The following is a 19727-nucleotide window of genomic DNA, read 5'->3' as shown; positions in this document are numbered from 1 at the left end:
ATAAGGCGGTGATTCTATGTATAACGCTCAAATGAATGACGTAGTTGATTGGTTACTTGAACTATGTAAGAATCTTAATATAAAAGTTATGTTATCCCCTTCATGGCTTAACAATTGGCCTTCTCGTTCCCTTGCTAGTCTTAGACTTATTTATTACAATCCTAACTGGAATCCACGTTATGAATTACCAATATCACTTGCTCATGAAATGGGCCATGTAATTACTAAATCACCGGATTATAATCAACTTAACGCTGAAGCATTTAATCTTAAGATTGAAGATGCTGCCGATGTAATTGCTATTCAGTTAATACTAAAGTATATTAATCTTCATGATTTACGTTTTGAAACGGAAATGCAACTGGCCGAAGCATTTGCTATTCCTGATTACATGCTCCATGACCTAGACTTGGTGGTAAAACATCAAGCACAAATAAACCTGTTACCTAACTCGACCAAGCTCTTTAATGACGGCCGTTTTTCTTTGAGTTTCTAACCGAACGTATGTTTATTAAGGAGGCAATTAAATGTCAATTAAACAATTAAAATCTGGCAAATGGCAAGTAACAGTTACTTGGTATGACAGCTCAAAAAAAAGGCACTTCAAACGTAAGTCATTCCGTCTCAAGACGGAAGCCTTACAATATGAAGCGCAAATGCAAATTGATAAATCTAAGAATATGTTATCAACCCGGGGAAATGAACCATTCCCTGATTACTTTTGGAAATGGTTTGAAACCTATAAAGAAGCCAATGTTGCTGATCGTACTTATAATACATATTTAAATGCTTATCACAACCTAAAGAAATACTTAGATGGTGTCCCAATAGCCCAGATGGATCGTCGTTTATACCGTAAATTTATTGCGGATTTTGGTAAGTCTCATGCTAAATCGACAGTTAGAAAATACAATACCCTGTATCATGCTTGTATTAAAGATGCAATCTATGATGGTGACGTCAAAAGAGATTTTATCAGAAATACTGATATTGTTTATGACGCATCACGTACAAAGCACATCGAGTATCTAAATATTAAAGAAATGCAACACTTAACTGATTACTTGGAGAATTCATTGAATCCACGTTATACGTCTAAGTACATGATTATAACTGCATTATTTACCGGTGCTCGTCTTGGAGAAATTCAAGGCTTGAAATGGAAAGATATAGATTTTGCTCACCATACCATCACGATCAATCGTGCCTGGTTAGAAACAAAGAATATTTTCAAATCAACTAAAAATGAATCCTCAAAACGAATCATCCGGGTTAATGAAAAGCTTTTAAGAATTTTAAGTCAACTAAAAAAAGAGAATACTCAACCCGAAGATCAAGTATTCCTCCAACAATTTAATACCATTCCCTCATCATCAGCAGTTAATAAAGTCTTACGCAAGGTATTAAAAGAATTAAATATTGAGAAAAAGGGATTTCACTTTCACAGCTTACGCCATACTCATGTAGCATTCTTGCTCGCCCATCATATCGATCTATATATTATTGCTAAACGGCTCGGTCACGCTGATATAACAACCACTAGTAAGGTCTACTCATACTTAATCGACGAGTATCGAGTTCGTTCCGATGATGAAATTGAAAAAATCCTAAATAACGTTGATTCAGAATCTAAATAAGGAGCAACCTATGAATAACATTCAGTTAAATCGACTAATTAATGAAACTAACACTAAAATTAAACACTATTATGAACACTATTCTTCTTCCATTAACTTATGGGTTACCAAGTCTGTAATTGATCCGCACTATGTTATCTGTGTAGAACTTGTTCATGATTTTGGTGGTGCAATTACTTCTTTTGAAATTTTATCCAGAGATACTAATGAACTAGATCCCGAAGAGTTTTTAAAGGTTATTAACCAACTTCACCAGTCATGGCCACATATGCCAATTCTTTTTCATGATTTTCCCAAAAAGCTAATTAATAGCTTGCGAGACAAGTTTGGCAGCTTCATCATTAGAGATGATGTTGTAATTAATAAGAACTACTAACTAATGCACAACAACCAACAATTGTAAATCACATATTTGTATGATATTATAATTACGTGTTAAGTATTGATTGACAGGGATCATCACTGATGTTCCCTGTTTTTTTGTATTATCCATAGTTCTAAATTGCTAGGTTAGAATTATTTAATGTAATTCGCAATTACTAAAAAAACATATTATGTTATGCAACATAATATGTTTTGACATAAGCTATACATTATATAACATATTATAAGATGATAAATTAATTGGCATTCTGGAAAACACATTCATATTATTTTATATAATGTAATTCAGAAGTATCAATTGATTTAATATTATGTTATATAACTTATTTCACATTTTATTAATCTTTATTTATGTTATTTAATGTAATTTGACTTTATATGAAATGAGTTTAGCATTTAATTATATTAAATAAACCATTCTATAATTGTTATAATTTTATATTACATTATTTAACATATTTAACTAGTATAGTGATTAATATTATTGTAAGAAATTTATGTTAATTAATGTATTCTGTAAATTGAATACGCCTATTTTATGTTAATTAACATAATTAATTTTAGTAGATAACTAAGAACTTTAATTAGTTTTCATTTGAACCACAACAGAATATGTTGTCATTACGATTATTATAAACTGATAGATATTAACATGATTAAACTGAATCATAAGGTCTAAGCAAATTGAAATTACAAGTAAGTTAGAAATCATGCTCAAACATTTTAATCCCAATTTTTTATATTTAATCCCAATGATATACGATATTAATGAAATTAGCATTAAGATTAATTGTGCAAAAAGCGAAATAATATAAGTCATATTCTTTTAACTCCTTTATAAGTAATAACAGAGCAGCAACCATAATTAGGTTAGCTGCTTTTTTAATACTTCCGTCCTTTATTTTGAAATACTTCCTCACTATTAATAAATACTTTGTTTACAGCAATAACTCCATCTTCATTAAAGCCAATTTCTTTAATTGCAACTATTCCAGCAACTACATCCTTAAATATATTACTATCCTCAGTACCTTGTTTTAGATATTGGACGTTACCTGTATCTAAGGCTTTTTTTGTTTGAGCGATAGAACTACCGTACCCATTAAGACTCCCAATAGATGAAACTAAGTGGGCTAATTTGGTATTGTCCATCGGCTTACCTCCTTGCTCTGTTTATTAATGAGACTTTCCGAAACCATGGTTTAAGAAATTATCAGGAAGTTCCTGTCCTTTTACCTGCCTCTTTGGTTTAGGTAGCCGTTCAAAATTAGATCCATAAACTTGTTGCACAGCACTTGTATATTCATCCATAGACTGACCAAAAGTACCAATCAGGTACCCTGGTTGCCGCTTATATTCGTTAAGTCCTCTAATATAAAACAATCTATTTTCATCACGGATAATAAAGGGCATGAGTCGATTACGACATCGCTCTTTGAATAATAAGATTCTCCCTACACGACCGTTTCCATCGCTGAAAGGGTGAATTGTTTCAAACTGATAATGAAATTTAGCATAATCTTCCATTTTTAAATGTTTTGAGGATTCCCAAGTATCAATCAGTTTTTGAAGATCCTGTTTAACATTATCTGCAGTTGAGGTCTCTGTATCACCAACTCGGTCATTACGAATAATGTTGTTAATCTTCTTGAATCCACCAACAACCTTTAATGGGTTATCTTCATCAGAGGTGCCCTTTTTTAAGATTCCCTGCAATTTAGCTATATAGTCTAAAGTCAATGGCTCATCAACCGTATTCAACATATAGTTAAATAGCTTAAAGTGATTCTCCGTTTCAATTTGATCATCTTTACGAATAATTTGATCCTTTTCAGCTAAAAAGGCATTTTCATGGTAAATTTGATCGGTCTGAGCTTCTGTGATCGTTGAACCTTCCATATGGTTACTATTATAAGAAAATTGCACCTGTGACCAATCATAAAGAGCTGATGAGGTTTTGGAATCTCTTTCCAACTGTAACGCATAAGCAACATTAATCTTACTAGAATCCATATAAATCTCCTTTTTACTTTGTTCTATACTTCTTTGCTAGATAATAAATATTTTTCCAAAATTCAGCATCAGATTTTTCTTTAGAAACATTAACTTTTTGCTTAATCACTTCAAGTGGAACTTTGGTAATGATACTTTTTGCATTTTCTAAAAGTAAATCTTCTTTTTCCATAACAAAAACACCTTGAATAATTTAGTGACCGATTATTTTTAGCTTAGTAGTGGATTTATATTAAATAATATAATTTAGCAATGCATTACTATTTAATTTATATAACATAAATCGTTAGTAATAAGTGAAGTGATTATATTTATCTTATATTATATAAAGTATTTACGCATTTATCTGGCATTTAAAATAAATTATATAATATAGTATACGTATATATACATTTGTTTTAATTTATTTAATATAATTTGAATTAAATAAATTATTGCTAACATATATTATTTAATTTAATTATGATTAAAAAAGCTTTTATCGTGAAGAATTGATAAGTCGATCTTGTCTTCATCGTTGTCTGATTTTTCTGAGTTGCTTTTTTCAGATTCTAATGATTTCTTATTACTATCTTCACTATCAAGATCCGGATCGCTGAGCTTACTAAGATCAATATCTAATGGCTCAGAGTCAAAATCGCTATTTTCTTGCATTGCTTTAGATTGCCCTTCTAAGTGTTCATTACTAGAAGGAATATCGTTATCTTTTTTTTCTGAATTATCAACGATTGAAAGTTCATTTAAATACTTATTTCTTCTACCACTTAACCAGGCTAATCTTAGAGGTAAATCGCTAGTGCCAAATTGAGCTATTAAGTCAGTGATTAATAAACCAATTGAGCTGCTTAGATTATCCTGGGCTTCAATCCACTCTAAGACCGGGCCTTCATTGTAGAGTGAGCTTGATCGTTGTTGCTTTTCTGTTGTCTGAACCTTTGAATAGCTTTCCTGAGTACCAATATTAGCTTTGTCTTTTAATTCTTTATCTGTAGTGGCATAACTTTCAGCGATAGCTAATGGATAATCCTTAATTCCGTATTCTTCAATTTTTAAGATAATCCCATTATTAATGGATACTCCAGCATTATCCTGATTGTTAAACCATTCATCTATGACTTTATTTTTAGGTAAGTAGAGTGATCTTGATCTAGTTTTTATGTTTTTTCTTTTCTTTGCCATTTTTATTACTCCTAACAACAATAGGTTATCTCTATTATTGTAGCAGATAACCTATTGTTCTTATATATTAAGCTAGTTTAAGGCTTTCTGAACGATAGAAAGTCCGCCAAGATTCATTACCTGAGCATAGGGCTTTGGAATCCAAATAACTGGTACTTCAGCACCACCCTTAAATAATTTTAGTTTGTTGCTTAAGTCATTTAATAATGCTGTGTCAGCAAGCGAAATTGAACCGCCCCCATAGACAAATACTAGATTTAATTGCGAACCAATTTGTCGAATAACTGAAGAGGTCTGTTTAACAATCTGTTCATTAAATGGAATAGCATTATCCGTGATTGCTTGCTTAACAATCTCTTTATTATTACTAAAAAAGTCATCTGTATCAGAGCTTAAATACTCTTGGATTTGAGAAATATTTTCAAAGTTAAGGCTTTTCGTTTGTAGATATAATCTTGCCTTCTCTAAAACATTATCAAATCCTTGCATCAGTGAGGTAGAAACGTTCAGGTTAGTGGTTCCATTAACAATAGCTGTCCATTCAGTAGTTCCTCCACCAATATCAATTCCAAGTACGTTCTGAATCAACTTTTCAAGAATCTCTGGGGTTAATGAGTTAGCTACCTTTGGATAGCGCTTTTTAAGTTGATTAATAATGAATTGACCTAATTGCTTATTGATATTATTGCTAATCATTAATTGGGCCATCTCACCTTCTAGTCCAACATATACGTGATTAAATTTAATTTGCACAACAATAGGATCTTTGAAGTTGTGGAAAGTAACCACGTGAGTAGCATTCAGATACCGATCACGGTACTTATCAATTTTGCCTGGTTGTTTTCCTTCCAAAATCGGTAAAGCAGTAGTCATATTGACATTAACTTTTAATGGATCGTTTAATCCTTCACCTTTCTTATAAGCTTTTTTTACCCGGTTACCAGCAATTAGACTTAGAGTCAATAAAGCCGTCAAATCAACATCAGACTTCCCTGATAAGTCGTTTAAATCAAATGAAGTTAGGGGAAGACCACTTGCAGCAGCACTATTTCCTACAATGAAACGTCGATTTTCACTATTTTCACTAACTGCATTACTTGAAATTGAAACATCCATATGGTTAAGAAAGTCATTCATATAGCTTTCTTTATCTTCTTCATTCTCAAATGAGATTGGAGCAGTAGAATCCTGTGGCCCCTTAAAAGCAATAACAGATGGCATCTTGAAGAATTCATCATCAAGATAAGCCTTCATACTGTCATTTCCCGCATCATTTGAAAAATGTAAAATTTCATTAGTGCTATAATTCTCTGTCATTATAATTACCTCTTCTTTATCAAATTAAATATTAGCAGTTATGTTCTTTAACTATTTGAAATCCAAATAAATGCCCTTTCCGTCATCAGACATATGAAAATCCATGTTTGAATATTTTCTATTCAAAGCATTTACAAGGGTCTTAAGCAAAAAGCTAATTACGGTATGATCCCCAGCAGACAGCTCCTTAATATAATGATTTAAATTTTTCTGATTAATATAAATTCTCTTGGCAATATCTGACCAAGGAATAAGAAAACCAATATTATGGTCAAGATATGATTTCTTCTGAAGGTTAGAAAGATAGTCATACAATGAGGATCTGGTGAAAAAAAGAAACTTTGTTTTAGTATTATCATCAAAATTCATCACTGCATTAAAGATTTCTTTTCTTTCTTTATTAAGATAAATCTTATTAAAATCAAGCTCATCCGAATACATTAAAATACCCTCTTTCTAGTACTTTCAATAAATATTTAGCACAAGTAACACCAATGACAAAGAAATACCAGTGATAAAAGTATATAGAAAAACGTAAAAAATGAAGTCAATGAAAGTATTAAGTATTGATTGAATCATCACAACCGCTCCTTTGTATATAGATTATATTAATTAATTTAATTTACAATTATATTCTAACATCTCATTTTGCTTTGTCAATGTATTTTATATTATTTAATACATTTTGCATATAGAGAATTATAAAAAAGACGCTGACTGAAAACTGTCATCGCCCAACTCTAATATTCAGCAAATAAAAAAAACACTGAACAAAGTCAGTGTCATAAAAGATGGATATTTTTAATTGATATGTCTAATTAGAGTGCTAGTGCTTTTTTATTGATTGCTGTAGCTAATTGTTTTCGTACATCATCAACTACCTCTTCCTTTGCCTTCTTACCAGCAACAGAATTTAGGTTGAATGCATTTAAAATTGAACCCTTCACAAACCCGTCATATTCAATATTAATATCAGAGTATTGGTTGTCATCTTCATGATGCCATTCAATTGATTCGGTTTTTCCATCAATCTCAAAGTCAAAGCCACCATCTACATCAAACTCATATGGAATATCTACTTCATTAATCTTCTCCATATAGTAACAACTCCTTTCTGTATATGTTCATTATACCCTCTGAAGTGTGTTGATTTTTTTGCTACAACCATAAAAAGATTATCATTTAATGGACTAATCTAAGGGAAAATTAATTCTTAGTTACTTTCTTTGTCGCACCATTAATACCGACAATAATTAATAATTTCCTCATCTAATAAATACCTTACGATTAATAACAGCTAATTGACTTTGAGTAAGTTCTTGATTTAATATCTTACCTAATTTTCTTTTCTTGCTTATATTATTTGTATCAATTATTTCCTTATTTAATTCTGTAACAGATAAATGTTTTTTTGATTTCATGGCTATGTTTCCTCCTTCATCAGATATATCATTTTGATTCCTATTTATATTAAATAGCAGTTTGATACAAATAGTTACCATAATAAAAAATTCCACAAGCATTGATTTAACAATGTTTATGGAACTAAAATTATCCAATGATAAGTACTAACCAAAATTAGTTTATCTTCAAACATAAACTAACATAAATGGCTTACGTAATCAATATATCTTTTAATATTACTCTCAATAGCCTCTTTGTCTAACTTACACTCATTACTATTCCACTTACTCCAAAAGTAATTATAGCAAAACCTATTAGAATTGGGTTTGCTAGCCAAATAAGGATCAAGAGAATTATTATGATATTAGAACCCAAGCATAAATAAAACCAGAGTGTATTTAATGGTTCATCAGAATAGTCATTTTTATTTATATATACGTGAATAGTAATCAAAACAATCCCAATAAGGATAAAAAAAGCTCCCCATTTTAATAATGATATTGCTAAATCATTATTTTGTTCAACAACATTAATAGCTTTTTGAATAAGGCTTTCATTTTTATATTTCTCATTAAGTGACCTATTTGATAAGTAAAGCCAAACCAGATAAGGAATAGCTGCAACTAGGTAGGCTGCCTCTGACCATAAATACTTTTTTACTGTGTAAGTCATTATTTTAGCCTCCTTCGTTGACGTAGCTTAACTAAATAATCCTTTCTGTCGTGAATCTTTTTGTTTCTCAATTTTTGTTGTTTCTTTTCTAATTGATTCTGTTTTGTTTTTATCCGTTCTTCCTTTATTTCTAAAAGCCAATTCAAATTTTTTTGATGTGAATAAGCAACATAGGTAAGTAAAATGAATATTAGCGATACCGCCCATTTGGTATAAAGAGTTGCTTGTTTAGCATACTCCACTAAAATTTTTCCCTTAAGATGGTTAATTGAAACAAATTTAAGCACATTATATAAAAATTTATATAAAGTATCACCATGATTAAAAAATATTGCAATTAACAGAGCAACTCCAGCTCCTATCCAAACTTTAGCACTATCTGTTTTTATGTTTAAATAGGTACAGAGATTATTAAGTTCATCAATTGTTAAATTACCATATTTATCCAAAACATGTTGCTTTTGTTTTAGAACTTTTTGTATTGACTTATCTTTATTGTTCTTCATGTTTACCTTTGTGTTGCTTTATTTCATAAAAAATAATCGAAATCATTATTGATAAGACTAATAGAAAAAGTGTTATTAAAATACTTGATAAAATATTTTGAACTAAACTACCAAAATCACCTAAAAATGCTAATAAAAGCAAAATAATTATTGTTTCCAAAACTGCTAATATTTTCCAGAATAAGTGCATCCATGGTTTTATAGCCCTTAATTGATCCATATTCTTCACCTCATAACATCATAACTAATTATATTATACATTGAATACTTATTATTAAATACTAGGTTAAAAACTAAAAAGGTATCAATTTTATCCTTTTTTGGTGCACTTTGTGCACTTTTTTAACACCATAAGTGCACACCAGGTGCACCATTAAAGCGTCAACTTAGTATAACATAGTACAACCAATCATAATAAAAAAGTTCCACAAACACTGATTTAACAATGTTTGTGGAACTAGGTTTCTTAATTGAGAACTAGAACCAAATTGGCATTAAACGGAGAAGGAGGGATTCGAACCCTCGCACCGCTCTCGCGATCTACACCCTTAGCAGGGGCGCCTCTTCAGCCACTTGAGTACTTCTCCAAATGGGCCTAAATGGACTTGAACCATCGACCTCACGCTTATCAGGCGTGCGCTCTAAACCAGCTGAGCTATAGGCCCATATAAAAGCGGGTAACGAGAATCGAACTCGCGACAACAGCTTGGAAGGCTGTGGTTTTACCACTGAACTATACCCGCATAATATTAAGTTAAATGGCGCGGGACGGAATCGAACCGCCGACACACGGAGCTTCAATCCGTTGCTCTACCAACTGAGCTACCGAGCCAAAAACGGTCCGTACGAGACTCGAACTCGTGATCTCATCCGTGACAGGGATGCGTCCTAAACCAACTAGACCAACGGACCAACAATTGCGGGGGCTGGATTTGAACCAACGACCTCCGGGTTATGAGCCCGACGAGCTACCAGACTGCTCTACCCCGCGATAATAAAAGGAGGATGAGGGATTCGAACCCTCGCGTCGCTCTCACGGCCTAGCGGTTTTCAAGACCGCCCCCTTCAGCCACTTGGGTAATCCTCCATAATGTAAATAATAACAATCCATCACAGATAGTTGATGGACCTTGTAGGACTCGAACCTACGACCGGGCGGTTATGAGCCGCTTGCTCTAACCAACTGAGCTAAAGGTCCAAAACAGCCAGTCAATCGCGGCGGGGGGGATCGAACCCTCGACCTCCCGGGTATGAACCGGACGCTCTAGCCAGCTGAGCTACACCGCGAAAACCTAATAGATTAAATATTAGAATTAAATCGGGAAAACAGGATTCGAACCTGCGACCCCCTGGTCCCAAACCAGGTGCTCTACCAAGCTGAGCTATTTCCCGAAAAATGCACCCAGAAGGAGTCGAACCTTCAACCTTCTGATTCGTAGTCAGACACTCTATCCAATTGCGCTATGGGTGCATAAAAAGTGCCGAGGACCGGGATCGAACCGGTACGGTTATCACTAACCGCGGGATTTTAAGTCCCGTGCGTCTGCCAATTCCGCCACCCCGGCATTATAGAATTGACAAAGCGGAAGACGGGATTCGAACCCGCGACCCCCACCATGGCAAGGTGATGTTCTACCACTGAACTACTTCCGCATATATAAGTGCCGACTAGAGGATTCGAACCTCCGACCCTCTGTTTACAAGACAGATGCTCTGCCAACTGAGCTAAGTCGGCGTACACTTTTTTTATTATACCAAACCGTTACCTATTTGGCAATGAGCCGTGGCGGTCTCGAACCGCCGACCCTCTGATTAAAAGTCAGATGCTCTACCAACTGAGCTAACGGCTCATGAGCTTAATGCTCAATGGAGGATACAGGGCTCGAACCTGTGACCTCCTGCTTGTAAGGCAGATGCTCTCCCAACTGAGCTAATCCTCCATAATAGCGTGGCAACGTCCTATCCTCGCAGGGAGCGATCCCCCAACTACTTTTGGCGTGTTGAAGCTTAACTTCTGTGTTCGGCATGGGAACAGGTGTATCCTTCAAGCCATCATCACCACACTTACCCTTTGCGGGTTCGAGCTTGCGCTCTCAAAACTAAACAATATCGCTCTTCTTCCAAACCTTACCGCTTAACTTGGTTAAGTCCTCGACCGATTAGTAATGGTCCGCTCCATGCCTCACGGCACTTCCACTTCCATCCTATCTACCACATCATCTTTGTGGGGTCTTACTTCCCGAAGGAATGGGAAATCTCATCTCGAGGCGAGTTTCACACTTAGATGCTTTCAGCGTTTATCTCGTCCATACATAGCTACCCAGCGGTGCTCCTGGCGGAACAACTGGTACACCAGCGGTATGTCCATCCCGGTCCTCTCGTACTAAGGACAGGTCCTCTCAAATTTCCTCCGCCCGCGACGGATAGGGACCGAACTGTCTCACGACGTTCTGAACCCAGCTCGCGTACCGCTTTAATGGGCGAACAGCCCAACCCTTGGGACCGACTACAGCCCCAGGATGCGATGAGCCGACATCGAGGTGCCAAACCTCCCCGTCGATGTGGACTCTTGGGGGAGATAAGCCTGTTATCCCCAGGGTAGCTTTTATCCGTTGAGCGATGGCCCTTCCATGCGGAACCACCGGATCACTAAGCCCGACTTTCGTCCCTGCTCGACCTGTCTGTCTCGCAGTCAAGCTCGCTTGTGCCTTTACACTCTGCGAATGATTTCCAACCATTCTGAGCGAACCTTTGGGCGCCTCCGTTACCTTTTGGGAGGCGACCGCCCCAGTCAAACTGCCCACCTGACACTGTCTCCCAGCACGTTCAGTGCTGCGGGTTAGAGTGGTCATAATGCAAGGGTAGTATCCCACCAACGCCTCCGTCGAAACTAGCGTTCCGACTTCTATGGCTCCTACCTATCCTGTACAAGCAGTACAAACACTCAATATCAAGCTACAGTAAAGCTCCATGGGGTCTTTCCGTCCTGTCGCGGGTACCCTGCATCTTCACAGGGATTTCAATTTCACCGAGTCTCTCGTTGAGACAGCGCCCAGATCGTTACGCCTTTCGTGCGGGTCGGAACTTACCCGACAAGGAATTTCGCTACCTTAGGACCGTTATAGTTACGGCCGCCGTTTACTGGGGCTTCAATTCAGAGCTTCGCCGAAGCTAACCCTTCCTTTTAACCTTCCAGCACCGGGCAGGCGTCAGCCCCTATACTTCATCTTACGATTTTGCAGAAACCTGTGTTTTTGATAAACAGTCGCCTGGGCCTATTCACTGCGGCTGGTCTTGCGACCAGCACCCCTTCTCCCGAAGTTACGGGGTCATTTTGCCGAGTTCCTTAACGAGAGTTCACTCGCTCACCTTAGGATTCTCTCCTCGACTACCTGTGTCGGTTTGCGGTACGGGCAGTTAACGTGCTCCTTAGAAGCTTTTCTCGGCAGTGTGACATCGGCAACTTCGCTACTGTAATTTCGCTCCCCATCACAGCTTGTCAACCCGGATGTAAGCATTTGACTCACATCCTGACTTACTGCTTGGCCCCACTCTTCCAATCGTGAGGTTTGCTTAGCCTCCTGCGTCCCTCCATCGTCAAACGCAGTTAACTGGTACAGGAATCTCAACCTGTTATCCATCGCCTACGCCTCTCGGCCTCGGCTTAGGTCCCGACTTACCCTGGGAGGACGAGCCTTCCCCAGGAAACCTTAGTCATTCGGTGGACAGGATTCTCACCTGTCTTTCGCTACTCATACCGGCATTCTCACTTCTAAGCGCTCCACCAGTCCTCACGGTCTAGCTTCACCGCCCTTAGAACGCTCTCCTATCACGTGCACGTAGTGCACATCCACAGTTTCGGTAATATGCTTAGCCCCGGTACATTTTCGGCGCAGAATCACTCGACTAGTGAGCTATTACGCACTCTTTAAATGGTGGCTGCTTCTGAGCCAACATCCTAGTTGTCTATGCAACTCCACATCCTTTTCCACTTAGCATATATTTAGGGACCTTAACTGGTGATCTGGGCTGTTCCCCTTTACACGGTGGATCTTATCACTCATCGTGTGACTCCTGGGCATAAATCAATGGCATTCGGAGTTTATCTGAAGTTGGTAACCCATGACGGGCCCCTTGTTCAAACAGTAGCTCTACCTCCACGATTCTAATTCCCAAGGCTCCCCCTAAAGAGATTTCGGAGAGAACCAGCTATCTCCAAGTTCGTTTGGAATTTCACCGCTACCCACACCTCATCCCAGCCATTTTCAACTGACACGGGTTCGGTCCTCCAGTGCGCTTTACCGCACCTTCAACCTGGACATGGGTAGGTCACCTGGTTTCGGGTCTACAACTACATACTTCATACGCCCATTTCAGACTCGCTTTCGCTGCGGCTCCGGTTTTTCCACCTTAACCTTGCATGCAATCGTAACTCGCCGGTTCATTCTGCAAGAGGCACGCCGTCACCCATTAATGGGCTCCGACAGCTTGTAGGCACATGGTTTCAGGAACTATTTCACTCCCCTTCCGGGGTGCTTTTCACCTTTCCCTCAAGGTACTGGTTCACTATCGGTCACTAGGGAGTATTTAGCCTTGCGAGATGGTCCTCGCTGCTTCCGACGGGGTTTCACGTGTCCCGCCGTACTCAGGATCCTGAACTGAGAGAGTGCCGTTTCGTCTACTGGGCTTTCACCATCTCTGGCACAGCTTCCCAACTGTTTCGACTACGTCGCTCTTTGGTAACTCAAATGTTCAGTCCTACAACCCCAACGAGCAAGCTCGTTGGTTTGGGCTCTTCCCCGTTCGCTCGCCGCTACTGAGGGAATCGATTTTTCTTTCTCTTCCTGCAGCTACTGAGATGTTTCAGTTCACTGCGTCTACCGCTTGCTAGCTATAGATTCACTAGTCAAGCAACCAACGACTAAGTTGGTTGGGTTTCCCCATTCGGAAATCTCCGGATCAAAGCGTACTTACCGCTCCCCGAAGCATATCGGTGTTAGTCCCGTCCTTCATCGGCTCCTAGTACCAAGGCATTCACCATGCGCCCTTCATAACTTAACCTTGATAATCACTTCGTGATTATCCGATTAATTGAGTTAGCGATTATTTCTAAATAACTCAAAATAACGCGGTGTTCTCGGTTTGTTTTGTTAATTAATAAAGAAAATTGATATTATTTAGTTTTCAAAGTGCAAGCCTGAGAGTAAACCTCTCAAAACTAAACAAAGTTTCTTCGATGTGTAGGTTTCCGTTTTATTCCTTAGAAAGGAGGTGATCCAGCCGCAGGTTCTCCTACGGCTACCTTGTTACGACTTCACCCCAGTCATCTGCCCTGCCTTAGGCGGTTCCCTCCAAATGGTTAGGCCACCGACTTTGGGCATTGCAAACTTCCATGGTGTGACGGGCGGTGTGTACAAGGCCCGGGAACGTATTCACCGCGGCATGCTGATCCGCGATTACTAGCGATTCCGACTTCGTGTAGGCGAGTTGCAGCCTACAGTCCGAACTGAGAACGGCTTTAAGAGATTAGCTTACTCTCGCGAGTTCGCAACTCGTTGTACCGTCCATTGTAGCACGTGTGTAGCCCAGGTCATAAGGGGCATGATGATCTGACGTCGTCCCCACCTTCCTCCGGTTTGTCACCGGCAGTCTCACTAGAGTGCCCAACTGAATGCTGGCAACTAGTAACAAGGGTTGCGCTCGTTGCGGGACTTAACCCAACATCTCACGACACGAGCTGACGACGACCATGCACCACCTGTCATTGCGTCCCCGAAGGGAACGCCTAATCTCTTAGGTTAGCGCAAGATGTCAAGACCTGGTAAGGTTCTTCGCGTAGCTTCGAATTAAACCACATGCTCCACCGCTTGTGCGGGCCCCCGTCAATTCCTTTGAGTTTCAACCTTGCGGTCGTACTCCCCAGGCGGAGTGCTTAATGCGTTAGCTCCGGCACTGAAGGGCGGAAACCCTCCAACACCTAGCACTCATCGTTTACGGCATGGACTACCAGGGTATCTAATCCTGTTCGCTACCCATGCTTTCGAGCCTCAGCGTCAGTTGCAGACCAGACAGCCGCCTTCGCCACTGGTGTTCTTCCATATATCTACGCATTCCACCGCTACACATGGAGTTCCACTGTCCTCTTCTGCACTCAAGTCGCACGGTTTCCGATGCCCTTCTTCGGTTAAGCCGAAGGCTTTCACATCAGACCTAAGCAACCGCCTGCGCTCGCTTTACGCCCAATAAATCCGGATAACGCTTGCCACCTACGTATTACCGCGGCTGCTGGCACGTAGTTAGCCGTGACTTTCTGGTTGGATACCGTCACTGCGTGAACAGTTACTCTCACGCACGTTCTTCTCCAACAACAGAGCTTTACGAGCCGAAACCCTTCTTCACTCACGCGGTGTTGCTCCATCAGGCTTGCGCCCATTGTGGAAGATTCCCTACTGCTGCCTCCCGTAGGAGTATGGACCGTGTCTCAGTTCCATTGTGGCCGATCAGTCTCTCAACTCGGCTATGCATCATTGCCTTGGTAAGCCGTTACCTTACCAACTAGCTAATGCACCGCGGGCCCATCCTGAAGTGATAGCCGAAACCATCTTTGAAACGAAAACCATGTGGTTTTCGTTGTTATGCGGTATTAGCACCTGTTTCCAGATGTTATCCCCCGCTTCAGGGCAGGTTGCCCACGTGTTACTCACCCGTCCGCCGCTCACTGGTAATCCAACGTCAATTCAGTGCAAGCACGTCATATCAGTTGGGCCAATGCGCTCGACTTGCATGTATTAGGCACACCGCCGGCGTTCATCCTGAGCCAGGATCAAACTCTCATATAAAATATAAGAACTTGAATAGCTCTAATTCAAATTAATTAAGCGAATTGACTTCGCAAATGTTTTGCTTCAAATCGTAATGATTGAAGACCCTACACATTTGATTCGTCGAAACTTTGTTCAGTTTTCAAAGGTCTACCTTAGTCAGTAATAAGCGCTGACTAGCAAATTCATTATATCAAATGCTGTGTAAGATGTCAACAACTAATTTTAACTAGATGTTAACAACTTTTTTTAACAAGCAGCTTTTATAATATATCATGTCATCTTGCTTAAGTCAACAACTAATTTCAATCAACATTTGATAGAAATCATTGTCTCGCAGACAACGTTAATTACTATACCTTGTTCTTGATACTATGTCAATAGAAATTCTAAAAAACATTTAGCAATCTTTCCTCAATCATTATTAAGCTTTAACAAAGCCTTTAAATTGCACTTCACAAAGTTAACAACGGTTGATAAACTTACTAAGTATTGTGAATTTTTAAAAGGAGCTAGTCAATGATTTCAACATTAATTGATTTTGTTTTACATATTGATACTCACCTTATTCAGATTGTAAATAACTTTGGTGATTCTACTTACCTTATTCTCTTTGCGATCATCTTTATCGAAACTGGTGCAGTGATTCTGCCATTTCTACCTGGTGACTCACTACTATTTGCGGCAAGCGCTTTAGCTGCTAACGCACAATATCATCTTAATATTTGGATATTTGTCCTTGTCTTCCTTGCTGCTTGTCTTCTCGGTGATTCAATAAACTTCTATATTGGTCACCGAATCGGTAAGGGACTATCTAATCATTCATTATTCGGAAAGTTGATTGATAAAGATAGTCTTACAAAGGCTGAACAATTCTTTGAAAAGCACGGAGCTCCAGCAATCATTCTTGCTCGCTACATGCCAATAATTAGAACATTTGCTCCATTTGCAGCGGCTGGTTCTGGATTCCCTTACCGGAAATTTATTCGTTACAGCATTATTGGCTGTCTTTCATGGGTAACTATTTGCTGTGCAGCCGGTTATTTCTTTGGTAATCTACCATTCGTCCAGGAACACTTCTCGGTAATTATCATTGCCATCATTGTTGTTACACTAATACCTGCAGTGGTCAGCTACCTAAGATCTAAATTTACCGCTAAATAATTTTTGCCGATTATAAAACCGCAAATATCCAAGAATCGCAATTGTAATTATTAACCAAATGCCAAATAGTTTCAAAAAGAACGTCGGTGGCATCCCCATAATAATTGGGTCAGTCTGCGAATTAAAAATCCACTTGTTATCACTAAATAACAAGTAATGGAACAAAATAAACGTTCTTTCAAAGTCAATTGCTGTTAACCCACTAATTATTAACAATCCAAGACATAGATAATCAATAAGCGAAACCAACATTATTAGCTGGCTTCGCTTTTTTTCATGTTTGATTTTGCTAATAACTATTCCCCAACTGGTAAGACATACCCCTTCATTAATTATCAAGAAGCACCGTACCATTGAAAAATGTTCGCTTGCATTGCTACTAATTGGTAAATAGCGAAAAGTTAACTGATTAGCTATTGGGGACTGGAGATAAATTAGTAAGCGCCGATAATCACTCATAATTTCTCCCCAGCTTATCCCATCAACGGCAAATGGATGCAAGAAAATAATCGAGACGTTTGTCGTAATAATCACTGCAATAGAAGCCGCTGCTACAAAGTATACTAATACTTCCAGGATGCTCTTGATTTCTATTTTCATTACTCAACCTGCCAATCATCTAAACTATCAACTTGATGAGTTGGTTGAATGGCTTCCTTACTGACTTCTAATTTTGTAGATAGGCCTGAATATACTAATAAACTATCAATACCAAAATTAATTGCCGCTTTAATATCCGTATTGTAGTTATCTCCGACCATCACAACTTGTTCTTTGTTAAGGCCGCTTTTCTTTAGTGCCATCGCCATTATAATTTTTTCTGGCTTGCCAATCATGATTGGTCGCTTCTGAGTAGCATATTCTACTAATTTCACTAAAGAACCTGCCCCAGGAACCATCCCTCGCTGATTTGGCAAATTACTATCTGAGTTAGTTCCGATAAATGTTGCTCCTGCCCGAATTAATAAAACGGCAGTTGCCAACTTGTCATAAGTTACTTTTGAGTCTAAGCCTACAACCACATAGTCTGGTGACATATCTGTAATAGTAAAATGACGACTAATAAGCGCATTTCGTAGACCACTTTCACCAACTACGTAAACCCGGCGCTTATCCCCGGCGATTTGATCTAAATAATCAGCTGTTGCGAGCGCTGTCGTATAAACATTATCGCTGTTCACGTGAATATCGTGATTAGTAGTTAAGTTATCAGCAACAAACTCTGGTGACCTTGTACTATTATTTGTTACAAACAGTATCTGCTTACCTGCATCTTGAAGGCGACGAATGAACCTTGCCGCAGCTGGGATCCTCTTAGTTCCCTTATACATTGTCCCATCAAGATCGATAAAATACCCCTGATAATTATTTTTCATTTTGATTCCTCTTTACCCGTTGATGGATAACAAATTTTTGTTGGTGATTACCGACTTTAACCCGTTTTGCTGATTGGTGACGTCGCTTTCGTGGCTCTGGCTGGCTGAGTTTCCGCCGTCGCTCCCTAATTGCTGGAGAATGTTCTCTTCGGCGTCGGCGATTACGTCGTTTAGGCAGACGAACATCACAGTTTCGAACGATAAAATATGGGCAACCAAAATTACAATCTTCGTATAGGTAATCTTCAATCGTCTCAACCCCCTGATCAGGCCGAAACAGTGGATTATCCGGATCATAAAATCCCTTCAAGCGTAACTGATCGTAACCCCAATCGCCAACAATGTAGTCATACTTATTTAGGATATTACTAAATCGGTTGGCTAATTGTTTACCATCGAATCCTTCACGATAATTCTTTAATAATTTATATTGATGACCATTAAGGAGAAAATCATTCCCTGATTGCTCCTCATAATGATATAAATCAATCCGTTGTTCTTCACGTTGATCGATATACTCTTGAATTTTTGCGCGATTCAAACTTTTCACCTCGCTTTATTCTAAATTTAAAATTACTAATTACCATAATACCACGTTCTTAACGTCGCTTTGCAAAGTCATCCGTCTTACCATTAATCATTTTTTCAATTTGATCAAAGCTAAGGGGTGCACCAAATGGTACCTTTTCCGGCAATAAATAATCAAATTCAGGTGAGTCAATTCCGACATTAATGTTTTCCTTCGCCGGAACTGCATAATGATGAATATGACCATGAAGGTTAATAATTTGCGGTGCTATTCCCAACATTAGTGGGTAATGGGTTAAATAGTATTGACGATGATCGTATTTCAGCAATACGCCAACATCATGAAAAGTAAACTTTGGTTTTCCACTAAAAGAATAATTATTTTTAGCTAGGTATTTAAACAATCCCCTACTATCGTGATTTCCTTTGATTAAAACTAAATGACCATTTAACGAGTCAAGAATTTGAAAAATCTTTTCATACGCTTTTGCCTGAGGCTTAGCAAAATAAACTGCAATATCGCCAAGATGATAAACGGTATCATTCTCACTAACCCGTTCGTTCCAATTCTTAATAATCGTTTGATCCATTTGATCAACCGTCAGAAAGGGCCGTGGCGCGAAATTATCAATTCCTAATAAATGCTCATCTAAGAAGTGAGTATCAGCCGTAACAAATTGCATTCTCTTCACCCCTTATTTAAATAAAAATAAACCGATAGCTGGG

Annotated in this window: 19 protein-coding genes, 16 tRNA genes and 3 rRNA genes; 4 read left to right on the top strand and 34 right to left on the bottom strand. The window is 38.4% G+C overall.

Going from position 1 to position 19727, the window contains the following annotated elements:
• The first annotated feature begins 16 nt into the window (after positions 1-16).
• From N4627_RS02895 to N4627_RS02885, 3 genes are read left to right on the top strand one after another with little or no spacing between them, the layout of a single operon-like run.
• Positions 17-496, top strand: coding sequence for an ImmA/IrrE family metallo-endopeptidase (locus N4627_RS02895; protein WP_260964934.1), 480 nt, complete (start codon positions 17-19; stop codon positions 494-496).
• 31 nt (positions 497-527) lie between these two features.
• Positions 528-1637 carry a site-specific integrase gene (locus N4627_RS02890; RefSeq protein ID WP_260964933.1) on the top strand — a complete coding sequence of 370 codons (1110 nt, stop codon included), beginning with the start codon at positions 528-530 and terminating at the stop codon, positions 1635-1637.
• Positions 1638-1647: 10 nt separating this feature from the next.
• Positions 1648-2013, top strand: coding sequence for a PX domain-containing protein (locus tag N4627_RS02885; RefSeq protein ID WP_260964932.1), 366 nt, complete (start codon positions 1648-1650; stop codon positions 2011-2013).
• An 890-nt stretch (positions 2014-2903) separates the two neighbouring features.
• On the opposite strand, the gene N4627_RS02880 is transcribed toward N4627_RS02885, so the two are convergent.
• From N4627_RS02880 to N4627_RS02735, 30 genes are all read right to left on the bottom strand, one after another.
• A complete protein-coding gene (locus N4627_RS02880) occupies positions 2904-3173 on the bottom strand; it encodes a hypothetical protein (RefSeq protein WP_260964931.1) in 270 nt (89 codons plus the stop codon).
• A 24-nt stretch (positions 3174-3197) separates the two neighbouring features.
• On the bottom strand, positions 3198-4034 hold the full coding sequence (locus N4627_RS02875) for a Fic family protein (RefSeq protein WP_260964930.1): 837 nt from the start codon (positions 4032-4034) through the stop codon (positions 3198-3200).
• 13 nt (positions 4035-4047) lie between these two features.
• Complete coding sequence (locus N4627_RS02870; RefSeq protein ID WP_260964929.1) at positions 4048-4206, bottom strand: hypothetical protein; 159 nt, start codon at positions 4204-4206, stop codon at positions 4048-4050.
• Between the two features lie 284 nt (positions 4207-4490).
• A complete protein-coding gene (locus N4627_RS02865; RefSeq protein ID WP_260964928.1) occupies positions 4491-5213 on the bottom strand; it encodes a hypothetical protein in 723 nt (240 codons plus the stop codon).
• A 72-nt stretch (positions 5214-5285) separates the two neighbouring features.
• Positions 5286-6530 carry an acetate and sugar kinases/Hsc70/actin family protein gene (locus N4627_RS02860; RefSeq protein ID WP_260964926.1) on the bottom strand — a complete coding sequence of 415 codons (1245 nt, stop codon included), beginning with the start codon at positions 6528-6530 and terminating at the stop codon, positions 5286-5288.
• 51 nt (positions 6531-6581) lie between these two features.
• A complete protein-coding gene (locus N4627_RS02855) occupies positions 6582-6971 on the bottom strand; it encodes a hypothetical protein (protein ID WP_260964925.1) in 390 nt (129 codons plus the stop codon).
• A gap of 377 nt (positions 6972-7348) precedes the next feature.
• Complete coding sequence (locus N4627_RS02850; RefSeq protein WP_260964924.1) at positions 7349-7627, bottom strand: hypothetical protein; 279 nt, start codon at positions 7625-7627, stop codon at positions 7349-7351.
• Between the two features lie 168 nt (positions 7628-7795).
• Positions 7796-7951 carry a hypothetical protein gene (locus N4627_RS02845; RefSeq protein ID WP_260964923.1) on the bottom strand — a complete coding sequence of 52 codons (156 nt, stop codon included), beginning with the start codon at positions 7949-7951 and terminating at the stop codon, positions 7796-7798.
• Between the two features lie 241 nt (positions 7952-8192).
• Positions 8193-8606: a hypothetical protein gene (locus N4627_RS02840; RefSeq protein WP_260964922.1), complete on the bottom strand. Its 414-nt coding sequence runs from the start codon at positions 8604-8606 to the stop codon at positions 8193-8195.
• On the bottom strand, positions 8606-9112 hold the full coding sequence (locus N4627_RS02835; RefSeq protein WP_260964921.1) for a hypothetical protein: 507 nt from the start codon (positions 9110-9112) through the stop codon (positions 8606-8608). The genes N4627_RS02840 and N4627_RS02835 overlap by 1 nt, the downstream gene beginning before the upstream one ends.
• Positions 9099-9332: a hypothetical protein gene (locus N4627_RS02830; protein WP_260964920.1), complete on the bottom strand. Its 234-nt coding sequence runs from the start codon at positions 9330-9332 to the stop codon at positions 9099-9101. Before N4627_RS02830 ends, N4627_RS02835 begins: the two co-directional genes overlap by 14 nt.
• Before the next feature lie 279 nt (positions 9333-9611).
• Positions 9612-9699: transfer RNA gene (locus N4627_RS02825), tRNA-Ser, on the bottom strand.
• 3 nt (positions 9700-9702) lie between these two features.
• Positions 9703-9777: transfer RNA gene (locus N4627_RS02820), tRNA-Ile, on the bottom strand.
• Between the two features lie 7 nt (positions 9778-9784).
• Positions 9785-9855 (bottom strand) — tRNA-Gly (locus tag N4627_RS02815).
• A gap of 16 nt (positions 9856-9871) precedes the next feature.
• Positions 9872-9944: transfer RNA gene (locus N4627_RS02810), tRNA-Phe, on the bottom strand.
• Between the two features lie 5 nt (positions 9945-9949).
• Positions 9950-10024: transfer RNA gene (locus tag N4627_RS02805), tRNA-Asp, on the bottom strand.
• 5 nt (positions 10025-10029) lie between these two features.
• Positions 10030-10103 (bottom strand) — tRNA-Met (locus N4627_RS02800).
• An 8-nt stretch (positions 10104-10111) separates the two neighbouring features.
• Positions 10112-10199: transfer RNA gene (locus N4627_RS02795), tRNA-Ser, on the bottom strand.
• Positions 10200-10236: 37 nt separating this feature from the next.
• Positions 10237-10310, bottom strand: a tRNA-Ile gene (locus N4627_RS02790).
• A gap of 15 nt (positions 10311-10325) precedes the next feature.
• A tRNA-Met gene (locus N4627_RS02785) sits at positions 10326-10399 on the bottom strand.
• Between the two features lie 31 nt (positions 10400-10430).
• Positions 10431-10504 (bottom strand) — tRNA-Pro (locus N4627_RS02780).
• Positions 10505-10509: 5 nt separating this feature from the next.
• Positions 10510-10583, bottom strand: a tRNA-Arg gene (locus tag N4627_RS02775).
• 8 nt (positions 10584-10591) lie between these two features.
• Positions 10592-10677, bottom strand: a tRNA-Leu gene (locus N4627_RS02770).
• Between the two features lie 16 nt (positions 10678-10693).
• A tRNA-Gly gene (locus N4627_RS02765) sits at positions 10694-10765 on the bottom strand.
• A gap of 9 nt (positions 10766-10774) precedes the next feature.
• Positions 10775-10847 (bottom strand) — tRNA-Thr (locus N4627_RS02760).
• A gap of 42 nt (positions 10848-10889) precedes the next feature.
• Positions 10890-10962, bottom strand: a tRNA-Lys gene (locus tag N4627_RS02755).
• A gap of 17 nt (positions 10963-10979) precedes the next feature.
• Positions 10980-11052, bottom strand: a tRNA-Val gene (locus N4627_RS02750).
• 6 nt (positions 11053-11058) lie between these two features.
• Positions 11059-11175: ribosomal RNA gene (rrf, locus tag N4627_RS02745) — 5S ribosomal RNA — on the bottom strand.
• Positions 11176-11251: 76 nt separating this feature from the next.
• A 23S ribosomal RNA gene (locus N4627_RS02740) occupies positions 11252-14173 on the bottom strand.
• Between the two features lie 203 nt (positions 14174-14376).
• Positions 14377-15951: ribosomal RNA gene (locus tag N4627_RS02735) — 16S ribosomal RNA — on the bottom strand.
• The 16S, 23S and 5S rRNA genes sit together here with 16 tRNA genes alongside, the layout of an rRNA operon.
• 504 nt (positions 15952-16455) lie before the next feature.
• Between N4627_RS02735 and N4627_RS02730 the strand changes: the two genes are divergently transcribed.
• A complete protein-coding gene (locus N4627_RS02730) occupies positions 16456-17097 on the top strand; it encodes a VTT domain-containing protein (RefSeq protein WP_098044721.1) in 642 nt (213 codons plus the stop codon).
• On the opposite strand, the gene N4627_RS02725 is transcribed toward N4627_RS02730, so the two are convergent.
• The 4 genes from N4627_RS02725 to N4627_RS02710 are packed head-to-tail and all read right to left on the bottom strand — an operon-like array spanning position 17071 to position 19684.
• Entirely contained in the window at positions 17071-17697 is a 627-nt protein-coding gene (locus N4627_RS02725) for a TIGR01906 family membrane protein (RefSeq protein ID WP_003717762.1), read from the bottom strand. The two genes, N4627_RS02730 and N4627_RS02725, sit on opposite strands and share 27 nt — an antisense overlap.
• On the bottom strand, positions 17697-18473 hold the full coding sequence (locus N4627_RS02720; RefSeq protein ID WP_003717761.1) for a TIGR01457 family HAD-type hydrolase: 777 nt from the start codon (positions 18471-18473) through the stop codon (positions 17697-17699). Before N4627_RS02720 ends, N4627_RS02725 begins: the two co-directional genes overlap by 1 nt.
• The gene (locus tag N4627_RS02715; protein WP_040531696.1) at positions 18463-19014 is read right to left on the bottom strand and encodes a YutD family protein; all 552 of its coding nucleotides are present in this window, start codon (positions 19012-19014) and stop codon (positions 18463-18465) included. Before N4627_RS02715 ends, N4627_RS02720 begins: the two co-directional genes overlap by 11 nt.
• Positions 19015-19072: 58 nt before the next feature.
• A complete protein-coding gene (locus tag N4627_RS02710) occupies positions 19073-19684 on the bottom strand; it encodes a metallophosphoesterase (protein ID WP_003717759.1) in 612 nt (203 codons plus the stop codon).
• Positions 19685-19727 lie beyond the last annotated feature (43 nt).

The organism is Limosilactobacillus vaginalis (genome assembly GCF_025311515.1).
Taxonomy (GTDB): domain Bacteria; phylum Bacillota; class Bacilli; order Lactobacillales; family Lactobacillaceae; genus Limosilactobacillus; species Limosilactobacillus vaginalis.
The sequence above is the reverse complement of the archived record's forward strand: the minus strand, read 5'-3'. Positions and strand labels throughout refer to the sequence as shown.

Bases quoted from the DNA above. Each gene is read 5' to 3' on its own strand.
- N4627_RS02880 (WP_260964931.1), bottom strand. From the start codon at position 3,173: ATGGACAATACCAAATTAGCCCACTTAGTTTCATCTATTGGGAGTCTT.
- N4627_RS02885 (WP_260964932.1), top strand. From the start codon at position 1,648: ATGAATAACATTCAGTTAAATCGACTAATTAATGAAACTAACACTAAA.
- N4627_RS02835 (WP_260964921.1), bottom strand. From the start codon at position 9,112: ATGAAGAACAATAAAGATAAGTCAATACAAAAAGTTCTAAAACAAAAG.
- N4627_RS02840 (WP_260964922.1), bottom strand. From the start codon at position 8,606: ATGACTTACACAGTAAAAAAGTATTTATGGTCAGAGGCAGCCTACCTA.
- N4627_RS02865 (WP_260964928.1), bottom strand. From the start codon at position 5,213: ATGGCAAAGAAAAGAAAAAACATAAAAACTAGATCAAGATCACTCTAC.
- N4627_RS02830 (WP_260964920.1), bottom strand. From the start codon at position 9,332: ATGGATCAATTAAGGGCTATAAAACCATGGATGCACTTATTCTGGAAA.
- N4627_RS02725 (WP_003717762.1), bottom strand. From the start codon at position 17,697: ATGAAAATAGAAATCAAGAGCATCCTGGAAGTATTAGTATACTTTGTA.
- N4627_RS02895 (WP_260964934.1), top strand. From the start codon at position 17: ATGTATAACGCTCAAATGAATGACGTAGTTGATTGGTTACTTGAACTA.
- N4627_RS02845 (WP_260964923.1), bottom strand. From the start codon at position 7,951: ATGAAATCAAAAAAACATTTATCTGTTACAGAATTAAATAAGGAAATA.
- N4627_RS02850 (WP_260964924.1), bottom strand. From the start codon at position 7,627: ATGGAGAAGATTAATGAAGTAGATATTCCATATGAGTTTGATGTAGAT.
- N4627_RS02890 (WP_260964933.1), top strand. From the start codon at position 528: ATGTCAATTAAACAATTAAAATCTGGCAAATGGCAAGTAACAGTTACT.
- N4627_RS02875 (WP_260964930.1), bottom strand. From the start codon at position 4,034: ATGGATTCTAGTAAGATTAATGTTGCTTATGCGTTACAGTTGGAAAGA.
- N4627_RS02860 (WP_260964926.1), bottom strand. From the start codon at position 6,530: ATGACAGAGAATTATAGCACTAATGAAATTTTACATTTTTCAAATGAT.
- N4627_RS02855 (WP_260964925.1), bottom strand. From the start codon at position 6,971: ATGTATTCGGATGAGCTTGATTTTAATAAGATTTATCTTAATAAAGAA.
- N4627_RS02870 (WP_260964929.1), bottom strand. From the start codon at position 4,206: ATGGAAAAAGAAGATTTACTTTTAGAAAATGCAAAAAGTATCATTACC.
- N4627_RS02720 (WP_003717761.1), bottom strand. From the start codon at position 18,473: ATGAAAAATAATTATCAGGGGTATTTTATCGATCTTGATGGGACAATG.
- N4627_RS02710 (WP_003717759.1), bottom strand. From the start codon at position 19,684: ATGCAATTTGTTACGGCTGATACTCACTTCTTAGATGAGCATTTATTA.